This window comes from Croceicoccus hydrothermalis, from assembly GCF_022378335.1.
GTDB classification, from domain to species: Bacteria; Pseudomonadota; Alphaproteobacteria; order Sphingomonadales; family Sphingomonadaceae; genus Croceicoccus; species Croceicoccus hydrothermalis.
On sequence record NZ_JAIQCI010000020.1, the window covers coordinates 143826 to 156737 of the forward strand.

At 65.0% G+C, this 12912-nt stretch carries 13 protein-coding genes and 1 pseudogene; all 14 read right to left on the reverse strand.

What is annotated here, in order from left to right:
* Nucleotides 1-17: 17 nt before the first annotated feature.
* A pseudogene (locus K4G67_RS12035) lies at nucleotides 18-828 on the reverse strand (conjugal transfer protein TraF).
* Nucleotides 828-2552, reverse strand: a complete 1725-nt coding sequence (locus K4G67_RS12040; protein ID WP_239806606.1) for a conjugal transfer protein TraN — start codon at nucleotides 2550-2552, stop codon at nucleotides 828-830. The pseudogene K4G67_RS12035 and the gene K4G67_RS12040 overlap by 1 nt, the downstream one beginning before the upstream one ends.
* Nucleotides 2549-3304: a type-F conjugative transfer system pilin assembly protein TrbC gene (gene trbC / locus K4G67_RS12045; RefSeq protein ID WP_239806607.1), complete on the reverse strand. Its 756-nt coding sequence runs from the start codon at nucleotides 3302-3304 to the stop codon at nucleotides 2549-2551. The genes K4G67_RS12040 and trbC overlap by 4 nt, the downstream gene beginning before the upstream one ends.
* The gene (gene traU / locus K4G67_RS12050) at nucleotides 3301-4314 is read right to left on the reverse strand and encodes a conjugal transfer pilus assembly protein TraU (protein WP_239806608.1); all 1014 of its coding nucleotides are present in this window, start codon (nucleotides 4312-4314) and stop codon (nucleotides 3301-3303) included. Before traU ends, trbC begins: the two co-directional genes overlap by 4 nt.
* The gene (gene traW / locus K4G67_RS12055; RefSeq protein ID WP_239806609.1) at nucleotides 4311-4943 is read right to left on the reverse strand and encodes a type-F conjugative transfer system protein TraW; all 633 of its coding nucleotides are present in this window, start codon (nucleotides 4941-4943) and stop codon (nucleotides 4311-4313) included. Before traW ends, traU begins: the two co-directional genes overlap by 4 nt.
* Nucleotides 4943-5449 (reverse strand): S26 family signal peptidase, encoded by a 507-nt coding sequence (locus tag K4G67_RS12060; RefSeq protein ID WP_239806610.1) that lies wholly within the window; start codon nucleotides 5447-5449, stop codon nucleotides 4943-4945. Before K4G67_RS12060 ends, traW begins: the two co-directional genes overlap by 1 nt.
* The gene (locus K4G67_RS12065; protein ID WP_239806611.1) at nucleotides 5446-5823 is read right to left on the reverse strand and encodes a TrbI F-type domain-containing protein; all 378 of its coding nucleotides are present in this window, start codon (nucleotides 5821-5823) and stop codon (nucleotides 5446-5448) included. The genes K4G67_RS12060 and K4G67_RS12065 overlap by 4 nt, the downstream gene beginning before the upstream one ends.
* Complete coding sequence (locus tag K4G67_RS12070) at nucleotides 5816-6181, reverse strand: hypothetical protein (protein WP_239806612.1); 366 nt, start codon at nucleotides 6179-6181, stop codon at nucleotides 5816-5818. Before K4G67_RS12070 ends, K4G67_RS12065 begins: the two co-directional genes overlap by 8 nt.
* 20 nt (nucleotides 6182-6201) lie before the next feature.
* Entirely contained in the window at nucleotides 6202-8763 is a 2562-nt protein-coding gene (gene traC, locus K4G67_RS12075) for a type IV secretion system protein TraC (RefSeq protein ID WP_239806613.1), read from the reverse strand.
* Nucleotides 8760-9329 (reverse strand): hypothetical protein, encoded by a 570-nt coding sequence (locus K4G67_RS12080; protein WP_239806614.1) that lies wholly within the window; start codon nucleotides 9327-9329, stop codon nucleotides 8760-8762. The genes traC and K4G67_RS12080 overlap by 4 nt, the downstream gene beginning before the upstream one ends.
* Nucleotides 9326-10195: a DsbC family protein gene (locus K4G67_RS12085; protein ID WP_239806615.1), complete on the reverse strand. Its 870-nt coding sequence runs from the start codon at nucleotides 10193-10195 to the stop codon at nucleotides 9326-9328. Before K4G67_RS12085 ends, K4G67_RS12080 begins: the two co-directional genes overlap by 4 nt.
* A complete protein-coding gene (locus K4G67_RS12090) occupies nucleotides 10192-11523 on the reverse strand; it encodes a TraB/VirB10 family protein (protein WP_239806616.1) in 1332 nt (443 codons plus the stop codon). The genes K4G67_RS12085 and K4G67_RS12090 overlap by 4 nt, the downstream gene beginning before the upstream one ends.
* On the reverse strand, nucleotides 11523-12338 hold the full coding sequence (locus K4G67_RS12095; RefSeq protein WP_239806617.1) for a type-F conjugative transfer system secretin TraK: 816 nt from the start codon (nucleotides 12336-12338) through the stop codon (nucleotides 11523-11525). Before K4G67_RS12095 ends, K4G67_RS12090 begins: the two co-directional genes overlap by 1 nt.
* On the reverse strand, nucleotides 12335-12901 hold the full coding sequence (locus K4G67_RS12100) for a type IV conjugative transfer system protein TraE (RefSeq protein WP_239806618.1): 567 nt from the start codon (nucleotides 12899-12901) through the stop codon (nucleotides 12335-12337). Before K4G67_RS12100 ends, K4G67_RS12095 begins: the two co-directional genes overlap by 4 nt.
* Nucleotides 12902-12912: the final 11 nt, after the last annotated feature.

The window sequence follows — 12912 nt, forward strand, 5'->3', positions numbered from 1 at the left end:
GTGCTAATTTTCCGATCCTAGTAGTCATGGCCGGCTTCCCTGGTGGTGAGGAGGTAGATGCGGTCCTGCAGTTCGTCGGCCGAGAGCACGCCGTAGCCAATCGGGATCGGGCGGCGGGTCTCGCTGTCCCACAGGACGACCGCAGCCGGGCTCGAGGCCCATGCGCGGGCGCTGGCCATTTTCGACGGTGTAGTTCGGGAAGTGGCGCGAGGGTCCGCCATCGGTCGAGATGGCGCGCACGGTGATGCGCCACCGCTCCGCGACCGATTTGACGATCGGGCTCATGACCTCGCAGGCGCCGCAGGTCTGGGCGAAGAAATAGAACAGGCCGTAACGCTGTGACAGCCGCGCCATGACCACGTCACGCTCGGCAGCGCGCGCGTCCTGCCATTGCCTTTTGGCGAGCGCGCCGACCGGGCGTTCGAGCGTATAATCGAGCGCGGGATCCTGCCAGAGCGCGCGCTGCCAGACATCGGAAAAGAGCGAGGCGCGGTCGAGTTGTTCGCGCTGGAAGCGGATATAGGCGGTGACGTTTGCAGGCGTGGGATAGAGGATCGCCTGGGCTTTCAACTCGCGCAGCTCGCCGGTTATGGCGTCGAGTTCTTCAGCCGCGCTTGCCGTCGGGATCGAGGTTGCCTCGTCCTCGCGCGGCTCCGGATCGGGGTCGATGCAGTAGAACCAGTAACCGAGCTGCCGCTCCTCGCAGTACAGCATATCGGCAGTATCGGTACTGACCTGGGCCTCCTGCGCCATGGCAGTCTGGCCGACGCCAGGCACGGTCATCGACAGCACCAGCGCAAGGCGGATGGAATGGGCGGCACGGCGCATCACGGGGTGCTCCTTGCGTAGTAGTCTTCGATTTTCTGCTGGATGAGCACGCTGGTCTCGAGTTCGTCGGGCAGGCGTGCCGCCTCGGTGAACTCGGCATAGACTTCGGAGAAATCCATCTGGCTCAAATCAAGCTGAGCGAACTCGTCGAGCGTGAAACCCTCGCAGGTCTCTTCCTTGGGCTCGTCCCAGGGCTTGGGCAGCTGCGCGCGGCCTTGCTCCTGCAGGATGCGCGAGAGCTTGGACTCAAAGCAGCAATAGGCCTTGCGCTTGGTGAGGCAGACTCCGAGGAACTTGTCCGAGCAATAGGTGCCGACATAGGCGCAAAGGCCCTGCGCATCGCGCTCGTGAAGCAGCACTTCCTCGCGGTCGCAGCCCAGCGCCACCAGCAGGCCGATCCCCGGAATAAGCGGGAAGCCTTTGCCCTTGCAGCAGTTGAGAATGCCGAAGACCTTGGACGAGCAGGTGTTGCGCGTTCCGGTAAAGAGCGTGAGCGTGTCGGGATCGAATTCGCCGCGTGCCTGGTTCATCGCGTTCAAGGCAACGACGGCATCCTTGAACTCGTCATTGGCTTGGCGCTCGATGGTCTCGCACGAACCGTCGATGCAATAAACGTCGCCATCGCAGATATATTGGGCGGGCGCCGAGCCATCGGGCGGCAAGGCACATTCGTAGAGCCTCTCGCTGGTCTGGCAGGGAATATCGTCGGTGAGGCATTCTTCGTGGCTGAAACGGCATTCGGGATTGGCTTCGATCTCGCCGCAATCATTGCCCGTGACCGTGTCGAGGCACTGGTAGTCGCGTTGCCATTCCCAGCAGCTGCGGGTGATTGCAACGCCATCGACAATGCGCGTCTGCGGACTGGCATCGGTGCAGGTCTCGGTGACCTGCGAGCAGGTGGAGGCCTGGGCAAGCGGCAGACATTGGCTGTCGTCGAGCCGGACATCGACCGTCCGGGTGGTCGTCACATCGTCAGGCGCGAAACCGCCGATCTGATCGCCGCAGCGGAAGCGGTGTACCTCGATCATGTTCTGCCCGCGGCAGGGAATGCTCGAGAATTGCGGAAGGCTCGCGCAATGCACGAAGGCGGTCTGATAGAGGTAGCAGCTACCGCCAGTATAGTTCGTGCACGACCACTTGCCGTCATCGGGCGCATTGTTCGGCAGGCAATAGTAGTCGAATTCGCTGGTCGTCGTGACTTCCGGCACGAGGCTCGCTGTGCAGCTGGCATCGACCAGTTCGCCCGAGGTTCCGCTGTTGCAGGTGGCGATGTATGTGCCTGCCGAGGCCGAACCCGGCGGCAGTTCAACGCACTGGCCCTGGCTGCCGCCGATGGCCATTCCGCTGGTATAGTCGAGCGGGGCATCGCTGATCGCGCCCGCGCGCGCGATCACCGCCTCGATTTCGCTGGGATCAAACCGCGCGCGGCGCGCGAGGCTTTCTTCCATCGCCCGATAGCCTTCGTGGACCTGTGCCGCGCTTCGCGAATTGTTATCGATCCGGTCGGGATCGTCGGCCAGCGTCTCGAGGCCCTGCACGCCTGCCGGATCAAAATTGGGCAGGCGATTGGCATCGACCGGCGCAGAAGCACTGCTTCGTGCGGTCTCGAGAAGCTCGCGCGCGGTTTCCTTGCCATCGGCGCGCGCGGCATCGGGCGATTGGGATAATGCACTTCCCGGCAAGGCGAGGGCCAGCAGGCAAGCGAGGATTGGTGCCAGTTTCATGGCCGGGTTCCTTCAAGCTGGGTGAGGCGATGGCGAGCGGCAGTGGCCCCGGGACCGCCGCCTCCGGCGAAAGTCTCGAGGACGTAGGCGACGCTGACATTGCCCGCGAGGCGGTCGTGCGGGGGCACATGGCTGGTGCAATCGAAGCCGTCGCAAGGGCTGAAATCGCCGCCGAGCATGACGAAACTCGGTGCGGCCTCGATATCGAAGGCGCGGAACAGCCGCGGATCGATCCCGAGCGCACCTGTCTCGCTGCCATCGCTCCAGATCGACGCCAGGCGCCGCTTGAAGAGATCGGCATTGCCTTCGGGAAAGCCGCGCAGCACGGTGACACCGCCCGCGCGCGCCATGTCCTGTACCAGGGCCTTCAATGAAGCTTCTGGCATGGAAAGCGAGGCAAAGGCGATGAAACGCGGGCTGGTGCCCATTGTGCTGCGCTCGGCAGCGGCCTGTTCGCGCACCATGGCATCGAAATCGAGCACCTCGCCCGAGCTTTCTGCTCCGACGCTCGCGAAATAGGCGGCGCGATTGGCTTGCGCCTCGCTCTGCGTTGTCCGCGCATCCTCGACCAGCGTCTCGGCGCGATTGCGCACACTGGTCGCAAGCGCCTTGGCATCTTCGGTGAACTCATTGGCCCGCGCTCGGATCTCTTCGAGATCAAGCTCTGGATCGGTGTCCTGCGCCGCGACGGCGGCAAAGCCGGCAGCGGTTAGGAGAGAAATGGCGACGAGAAGGGGAAATGTATGTTTCATAGCGCGCAGCAGTTCCTCTTGCGCCAGACGAGGTAGCCCATGTCCTCGCCGATGGCGGGAATGACCTGTCCGGGTTCCTGGAGCGTGGTGGAGGCGCCAATCGGGGCGCAGGCGTAGCGGCCCGATGTTGCCGGATTGGGGTTGGTCATCTGGAAGCGGTATTGCTGCTTCCGCATCACCGGCATGAGGTATTTGCCGCACAGCCCGGCACTTCCCATGGTCCCCCAGGAGACCAATTCACGGTGGAGCTTGTAGGCAAAGCGCGAGAGCACGAGCCGCGAGGCCTGGACATGGCCGATCGAGGCAGAGACATTGCCGTTCATCGGGTACATCGAGCCTTGGCAGCCGGCGCACCAAAACATCTCGTCGAGCGGCAGGTTGGCGGTCGATGCGGCGCAGTCGGCCGCGCAGGCGGCGAGCGCCAGCGGATTGGCAAACAGCACGGCTTCGGGGTTGATGATCGCGGTGAGTTCTGAATCCTGCCACAGCGGATCGATCTCGGAGATGTAGAGAATGTCGATCGAACCTGCCTCTAGGCAGAGGAAATCGGCCACGATTTCCATCCAGTAGATCAGCGGATAGGCATACCAGTGGACGTGCCAGCTCGAATAATACTGGCTCGCCCCGCCGATCGCCGAGGGTCCCGAGATCGAACGGAAGCCGATATCGAAGCCGGGATCGAGCTTGGTGCCGCCGAGATTCACAAAGCACCAGGGCTTCATGCTGACATCGGCAAGCCGTACCGGTTCCCAGAAGCCCATGGCGATGCCGGGGCGGATACCACACAGGCACAAGGGCAGGTCGGGATTGTCGGGATCGGGACGGTTCGAGGGCCAGATGTCGAGCGCACCGATCGAGATTGGGAAGAGGCACGACCAGCAGATATCGGTGATCGGGTTGACGAAGCTACCGGTGCATTTGCCTGGTTCGCCGCCCGCAGCGGCAGGCGTGGCGAGCGCCAGCGAGACTATCGCGAGCATGGCGGCAAGGAGTTTGCGCAAGGTGCTCATCGACCAGCCTCCGCCTTGTTTGGCAGCGCGATTTCGCTGACTTCAAGCTGGCGGCCTTGCTGTCGCACGCGCGCAGGGACCGCCGTAATGCCGAAGCGCGAGGTGAGCGTGCCCTGCTGGTCGAAATAAAACCGCCGCTGGCGCGCGCGCATCAGCTGCAGCGGCGCTCCGCTCACAAGGATCAGCTTGGGCTGGCCTTGCTGGCGCAGCGCCCAGGCGAGCTGTTCGGCATCGTCGCCGTGGAGGAAGAGGAGATCGGCACGCAGGGAGACGCTGTCGAGCGGATTGACGCGCGTCCCGGCGGCGTGGATGAGCTCGCCGCGCGCGCCCCTGATATCCTGCTGCAGCGCAATTGTCGGATCGAAGGTCCACGAGCGGCTTTCGCTGGCGCGCGCAATCCCGGCGACGGGCGAAGGGCGTTCGACGCGCGCGAGCGTGCGGCGCTTCAGTTCCTCGTTGAGCCGCGCGGTCTCGCCCGAGGATTCCATGCTTGTGAGGCGCGACTGGATCTGTTCGAGGAGATCGCGCTCCACCACCGGGAAGACCGTCCCGCGCTGGCCGTAGTCGCGGGCCTGCGCCGTTGTAGGCATGGCGAGCGCGAAGGCGAACATGAGAAGGGCGCGGCGCATCACAGGATCGCCTTTCCACTGCCGAGGATCTGGCCCCGGCAGACAAAGCCGATCTCGCCGTACCGGCTGTCGAACCCGCGCGGATGATCGGTCCCGACATAGAAGCAGTTTTCCGGCACTGGTCCGTCAGGTCCGCGCGTTAGCGCAATGCCGAGCCGGGTCCGGGCAAGCCGCGTGGCGACCTTTGTCCCGTTGACGAAGACCTCCATGCCTTCATGGCTCACTACATCGCCCGGTAGGCCGATCACGCGCTTGCCGAACATCTGCGGGTCTTCCCCGAAATGCTTCGCCACGAGCGCGCTTGCGGGCGGCTTGAAGAAAATGAGGCTGCCGCGCTCGATGGGCGCTGCCTTGTCGAGCCAGAAGGCCCAGTTGGGCAGGCTCGGGCTCGCATTGATGAGGAAGGCATGGCTCTTGCTGAAAGCGTCGATCGGCGCCCAGGCGAGCGGCAGCGCGACGAGGCCGCACAGCAGGCCGACGCGCTTCCAGTTGAAGAAGTGCCTCATGGCTGCGCCTCCACCTCGAGCCTTGCGGCGATGCGGGTTTCGAGTTCGGGGGTTGCGTCTTCGGCAGCGCCCGCAAGCACGGCTTCGGCGACCAGCACCACGCGCCCGTCCTTGCCCATGTCGGCGACCGCCAGCTCGGCGGCCTGGAGATAGGCAAGGCTTGCTGCCTGGACAGTGGCGGGATCGGCATCGGCGCGCGCGGCCTCGTCAATGAAGTGGCCGATCGTCTCGGCAAGCCGGACGGTGACGATCCGGGGCGGCTCATCCAAGAACAACGCGCGCGTGATCCAGCCCGCCCAGAGCAGCACGGCTGCAAGAGCGAGCGTGGCGGAGATTTTCAGCGCCAGCGGGCGCAGGGAAGCTTGCTCAGTCATGCGGCATCTCCCGCTCGAATTTGGTGCAAAGACGCCGGATGAAGCTTGGCAGGCGCAGCAGCGTGAACCCGCCCGCAAGGACCAAGAATGCCACCTGCAGGTCGCGGCTGAAGGCAATGCGCGCGTGCGGCTCGGCACTGGCATAGTGGTCGGCGAGATTGCCGAGCTGCGCGAACAGCAGCGCAAGATCCCATCCGGCGAGGAACAGGAAGACGAACAGCGGCAGGCCGAGCACGATCAACAGCGTGCTTGCGGCAAAACCCGCCGCCTCGATCAGCACCAGACAGGTGCCTTGCACCATGGGCTTGATCGCGATCCGGGGCTTAGGAAGATTGCCGTGCTCGATCCGATCGAGCATGGTTTCGACATGCATGCACATCATGCCTCTCCCCCAAGAACGTCAGGGCGGCCAGCGACGAGCGCGATGGCCTTGTCGAGCGGCATACCGCTTTCGACATGGCCATGGATCGCGGCGTAGGTGTCGGGATCGGAGGAGAAGATCGTCGCCGAGAGCGGATCGAGCACGAGCCTTCCAACGGCCTCGACCTCGGGTCCCTTGATATAGAGCTCGCTATATTCGGACCCCGAGCGCTTCAATGAACGGATCAGCGTTTCGGTGCGGTCGTCCATGTCGAGCCGTGCCTCTTTCCGGAAATCGGCAATGGTCTCGGGCTTTTGCTGGAGCACCAGCATCCAGTCGGAGTTCTCGAGCGCGGCGCGCGCACCGTCGGACTTGTAATAGTCGTTCAGAGACTGGGTCGCGGTGGCGAGCGCGCCGCCATATTTGCGCGCGGTGCGGGCATAGGTCTCGACGAACTCGCCCATCGATCCGCCCTTGAGCATGGCCCAGGCCTCGTCGATCAGCAGCAGCTTCTTGGTTGACCGCGATGAGCGCGTCATCGCCTGGCCGGTCATGAACATGATCGCCGAAAGGACCACGCTCCGAAGCTCCTCGCGGCTTGCGAGATCGCTCATCTCGAAGACGGTGAAATCGTCGTCGAAAGCAAAGCTCGCTTTCCCGGAAAAGAACCCGGCATAGCTGCCGCCACGGCAGAAGGGCGCGATGGCGAGTGCAAGTTCCTTGCCGGTCTCGTTCTCGCCTTCGTGCAAGGCATGGGCGACATCGTCGATCGATCCGCCACTGCCGAGGCTCGCCCAGACCTGCGAGATCGCCTTGTCGATGAGGCCGCGTTCGGTGTCCGACGGCGCGGTGCTTGGCCGCGCCATCTGCCCGACGATTGCTTTCACCATGGCGAAGCAATCGAGGCGGTAATCCTCGTCGATCTCTGCGCGGGCGTCGTCGATCAGCGAGAAGGGGTTCAAGGAAAAACCCGAGGCGAGCGTAAACTCGACGAAGCGTCCGCCCTGGAGCTTCACCGAATGCTCGAAACTCCTCCCGTCATCGATGACGACAACCTTGGCGCCCGCACCGCGCAGGGCGGCGCAGAGTTCCTGCAGCAGCACCGACTTGCCAGAGCCCGACTTGCCGCAGATGGCGATATTGTGGTTGCCCGCGCCATTCTCGAAGGGCGACCAGAAGAAGGGCTGGCCGCGGCGGCCAACGAGCAACAAGTGCGGGACGGGGCCGCCCAAGTACTCGCCCTGCATCGGGGCGATATTGGCGGCCGTGGTCGAAAGCATGGTGCGAAGGCGTTTGAGGCGCGTCATGTCGGCAGCAAGCCCATCGGCAAGACTGAGCGGAAAGGCCGCGACCAGACCCTGCAATTGCAGGAAGCGTTCGTCGGCAAGATCCCAGCCTGCCGCCTTGTAGATGGCTTTCACCACCCGCTCGTGGGCATCGCCTTCGCCGAGCGGTGAATAGGTGGTGAGCCCGTAGAAGAGCTTTACCAGCTTCTTGCCTTCCTGGAGCTCGGCCTGGACGTGCTTCCATTCGGAAGACTGTTCGCCAAGGCGCGGCAGGAAGCGCGCGCTCTTGGTATCGGCAAGGCTGGTCGTGCGCATGAACTTGTAGCCCGCACGCGCGGCAGCTGCTTCCTGGTCGGGATAGACAAGGCAGAGCATGGTCGCAGCAGGACAGGGGAAGCGCAGCTTGTCGGTGAACATGTCGCCGATCAGCCGCGCGCATTCCCACGGCGCCCAGCGTTCGGGCGCGGTGCGGAAGGCAAAGTGGCGAAGGTCAAAGCGGTCGGGATAGCATTCACCGACCTGTGGCACGCCCTGCCGGTCGCGCCCAGTCTCGCGGAAGCGTTCGGTGCGCAAGATCAGCCGGTCGTCTTCGACTTCGAGTTCGATATCGCGGCGGATGGCCTGGACATCCAATGTCTCGTGGGGGTTCCAGTCGATCCGGTCGGGCTCGCGCGCCGTGGTGGGCGAAGTCAGCTCGTCAATCAGCGCGAGGAGGCCTGCCGGTTCTAGCGGCGCGGCGTGGAGGCCGAGTGAATGGAGCATGCCGAGCAGGCCTTCGCGGCATTCGGTGAGCTCGGCATCGCTGATGCTGCCGGGCACCGGCACGCCCAAGGAGACGACCAAGCGGCTGCTGCGGGCATGGAATGGCGCATGCGCGCTTCCCGATTGCCAGACGAGATCGTAAAGGCGGCTTGTGCGTGCGCGGGCAATCGCTTCGTAGATCCCGCCCTGTTCGTAGCGCAAGGCGAACCACGGGCCGACGACATTGCCGATCCTGGGCGAGGCGAAGTTGAGCACCTGCAGGCAGGCACCGGGCGGCAGGCCCTCGGAGAAGAACTGCCCGAGGATCTCGCCGGTGCGCTCGTCCGCGCCGACGAGCGGGGTCACTTCGAGCACGAAGCCTTTCGAGGCACGGTTGCGATAGAGCCCCGCGCGTTCGTCATAGACGCGGTAGGGTAGCCAGTCCGAGAGCATGTCGAGCGCGAAATGCGCAGCGTCTTTCTCGGCGCGGTCGGTATCGGCGAACAGGCCTGCCATGAGCGCGTCGCGCGCAGCAGCAAAGGAGAAGTTCATTCCTCGTCTCCATGGGATTGAAGAGGGTGGGGCACCCGGACGCGGGCCGCCTGCTCGGCGCCGGGTGCCCCTGTTGCCGGCGCATCAGCGCCGGGCTCTGCCGGAACGGGCTGCCAGGGGGGAAGCAGCACGTCCGGCATGTGCTCGGTGGTGTTGGTGGAAGCGTTCGATCGCACCCCGTTGGATGCTTCGATCGAACTGCCGATAGCGCGCAGAACCTCGCCGGTACGCTGCGGCGCGCGCCAGCTGGCAGTTGCCGGTTCGGGCAGGGTGACATGGACGACGCGTGCTTCGTGGGTGCGGCCAGCCTCGTCGCGATGGGCGGCGAGCACGATCCGCAGGCTCTGGCCACCTGCGCTAGGGGGCGCTGCTGACGGAAACGCCGCCGCGCTCGGCTGCGCATCGATCCCCGTGGCCGCCGCATCGATCAGCGTCGTCGGCGCGCATGAGCCTTCGGGCGCGCGGCAGGCAAAGTCGCCTGACACATTGCCGCCCAGCGTTGAGCAGCCGCCCGTCAGCATGAGCAAGGCAAGGCCCGGTGCGCGCAGATGCGAGAGCGCGCTCACTTGCGCTGCTCCTTTGCATGAGCGGCAAACTCGCGCAGCGTGGCCGCATCGCGGTAGCCGTGGAGCACTGCGCCATCGCTCGCCCGGATGATCACCGGGGTTCCGCCAAAGCCGTTGGCACGGGCGAAGGCTTCGTTGGCATCAAGCCCGCGGGTCTCCGCGCAGCTTGCACCGCTCGGATCGAGTGCCCCTTCATAGGCCTGGTGCAGCGCAGCTGCGGGATCACCCGCGCAGATCACGGTCTCGGCAAGACGGCGGCTTTGAGAGCCGAGGATCGAGATGGGGCGCTCCTCGATCCAAACACCCGCCTTGCCGGGTTCATCCACCAGGCGGCGGCAATAGCCGCACTGGAAATCGGAGAAGACGATAAGCTTTGGACCCCTTTTGTTCCCCCAATGAATGGACCCTTCGGCGGGCAGGGTGGAAAGATCGACTTGGTCGGTCGCAGGCGCACTAGCGGCGGCGGCATCATCTTGTGCCGATGGCTTGGCGCGCGCCGCGCCTGCCGCGATCAGGTCGGGATTGAGTTCGAGCAGCCGCGAAGCGGTGACATCGCGGCGCTCTTCCATGTCGTAGAGACGCCCGACCAGCAGGTAGCGTGCGCTCTTATCGATATAGAACAGCGTCTCGCCCGAGACGACCTCGCACCAGGGACCGAAGCGGTCGCAGGCGATCTCGTCGATCGGCGTCTTGGGCAAGCGCAGTTGCAGCGCCTCGGCGACCTCGCTCGCCAGATCCTGTGCCGTTGCGGGCATGGCGGTCACAGCGCTGACCCCGACGGTCAGGACTGCGGCGGCGCTGCTAGCTGCAATGGCGACATGGGCGAGGCGGGCCTTGAGGCCTGGCTGGTTCTCGGAAAAGTTCATTGGGGTGTGCTCCTGACATGGACGCCGTCGAGAAAGACGATCTCGACCTCGATGCCGGTCGGCATCTCGACGACTGGTTGGTATTGTTCGGCGCGTTCGATGAGGTAGCGGCTGACTGTATCGGCGGCTTCGCCCGCGCCCTGGCCGATGCCGCCTGCAAGGATGTCGGTCGGCGAGAGCGCCTCGCGCTGGCCATTGGCTCCGACCTGGCCGGTGAACACGCCGTTGGCGTTGGCCGAAAAGCCGCGCCCGAACCCGCCAACTATCCCGGCGAGCAGTGCCTGGCTGACAAGGCTGCCTTCGCGGCTGACCACGCGGCCGCGCACGCCCGACTTGCCGGCAAAGGCGATGAAGCCCTTGACCTCGCTTACTGCATAGCGGCCGCCGGGCTGGGCGCAGGTCATGCGCACCAGCTGGACATAGACCTTCTCCGCCGAGAGATCGCCGCGCGCCGCGCCGTTGACAAGGCAGCCGGTGATGTCGGTCGAGAGCAGCTCGTTGCCGCGCATGACCGAGCGGGCGGGACCGGTGATCCGCAGCACCACGGGCAGCGGATCGGTCTGGCTGGCAACCCCGGTCGAGGCATCAACACCGACGATGACGCGCGCCGGCGCATAGGAATTGGGCGGCAGGTAATCGCGGCTTGCCTCAAGCATCAGCGCGGGCGCGCGTTCGGCAGCGGCGGGTCGCGCGCTTGTTGGTGTGCGCTCGCCGAAGGTCAGCATGTCGAGCCCGCCTGGCCTTGTGGCAGGAGCACTTGCTGTGCCGCCGCTATCGTCGGGCGGTGTCACGCCGGGTCCGTAGGCTGGCGGCGGCATTGCAGGCGCAGCGGGCACCACTTCGCGCGAGCGTTCGAGTTCGGTCCTGAGTGCCGCATTCTCGGCCGAGATGGCATCGATCGCGACCTGGCCATCGCTCATCATACGCGCGTTCTCGGCGCGCAGGGCTTCGAGTTCCTGCTCGATCTCGGGGCGCGGGAGCTGGGTGTCCTGCAGGTCCTTGATCGCGCGACCCTGCGCATCGAGGCGATTGCCATAGGTGGCGACGAACTCGCGTTGCGACAGGTTGCGATTGACGAGCCCGCCGGTGTCGATGCTGGCGACGCTCTCGCTGTCAGCCGACGCGCTGTCGTCATCGTCTAGGATGAACCAGGCCCCAGCGAGCAGAGCAACGCCTCCGATCCCTGCCAGCAGCAGCTTCTGCCGCTGTGCGATATTCGCATTGAGGTTGCGCCGCGTATCCTTGCGCCCAGAATCCTTGTGACCAGAATCCTTGTGTTCGGTCGGGCGGGTTTCGGTCTTGCCCCTGGTGTCCTCGGCTTCGGCCATCACTCGAGCCCTCCTGCGGCAAAGACCAGGAAGGCGCTGGTCGCTTCGCCGGGAGCGAGCGTCTCGCGGCCATAGGCAAAGGCGAGTGCACCAGCAGGAGCCTCGCGTTCGCTGGCAAGGTCCAGTGCTTCGCCGCCCAGGTTGCGGATCAGGAAGCGCTGGCCGGTCAGCTCGGCGCCGTCATATTGCGCGACCTGCTGCACTTCGATGGTACCGGTGCGACGCGGGCGCGACAGTTCGGCGCGCGCGGCAAAGCCGGGCAGGACCGCGTCGCTGGCCATGGCCTCGATAAGCCGGATGGCATTGTCGGACGGACTTGCACTTGCCTGCCATTCCTCGGCTTCGCTGCGCGCAAGCGCGGGGTTGGTGATGAAGAGCTGGGTCGCTTCGCTTCCACCGAGGCGGCAGGCGAACTTGTAGACATGGCCAGCCTGACTGGTGGCGAAGAAGCTGATCCGGTCCGAAGCATATTGCGGCGGGACCGAGATATAGATGTCGCCGCGCACCGGCTCGTGGGTCACCTGGAAATCGTTGTAGGGAAAACCGCTGGCGATCTTCGAGACATTGGCAAAGCCGTCCTCGATCAGCGCGATGCGGGTGAGCTCGCCGCGCGCCAGCTCGCAGTCGATCGTCGAGCCGTCGCTTGCCTCGATGAACTGGTCGGCCAGCGCCGGTGTCGGCACAAGTGCAAGGCCGAGCGCGGTCAGCCCCGCAAGTTTGAGCGCGACATCGCGGCGCTGACGCGCGCCCACGCTGAACAGGCCGACACCGGTTGCGGCAAGCATGGCGGATGCGGGATTGCTGAGGAGGTTCATTGGTCCTGGTCCTCTGGAGTTGAATTCTGTTCGAAGCCGGAGAGCGCGAGACTGAGGCCCCGCCGCGACCAGCGGAATGTGAATTGGCGTTCCTGGCTGGCGATCACTTGCGCACCGACAAAGGTCTTGAGCGTGCCGCTGACCGTCGAGGTCAGCGCCTTGGTATCGACCTCCATCGCGCGGATGACGAAGGCCTGGCTGATGTCCGAGCCGCGTTGCTCCTCGACGATGGCGACGAGCTCGGCCTTGAGGCGGCCATGGGCTGCCGGATCGGCGACTTTGAGGATCTGCTCCATCCAGTAGTCGAGGCTTTCGGGCGCACGATTGAGCAGCATCAGCGCGGTGTCGCGAGTGACGAGCTCGAGATAATGCGTGTCCACCCCACCGCTCGAGACGGTGAGCGTCTCGGCGGTGATCGGGACCAGCACCACCGCTTCGTCGCTGGTGACGGCAGCGCCGATGCCAATCAGGCTGGTGACGCCAAGCACGCCGGCCAGCGCGGCAAAGCGGTTGCGCTGTGCCAGGTGACGCTGGGCCTGTTCGTGCGCGAATTCGGATTGCATTTTGGTCCTCC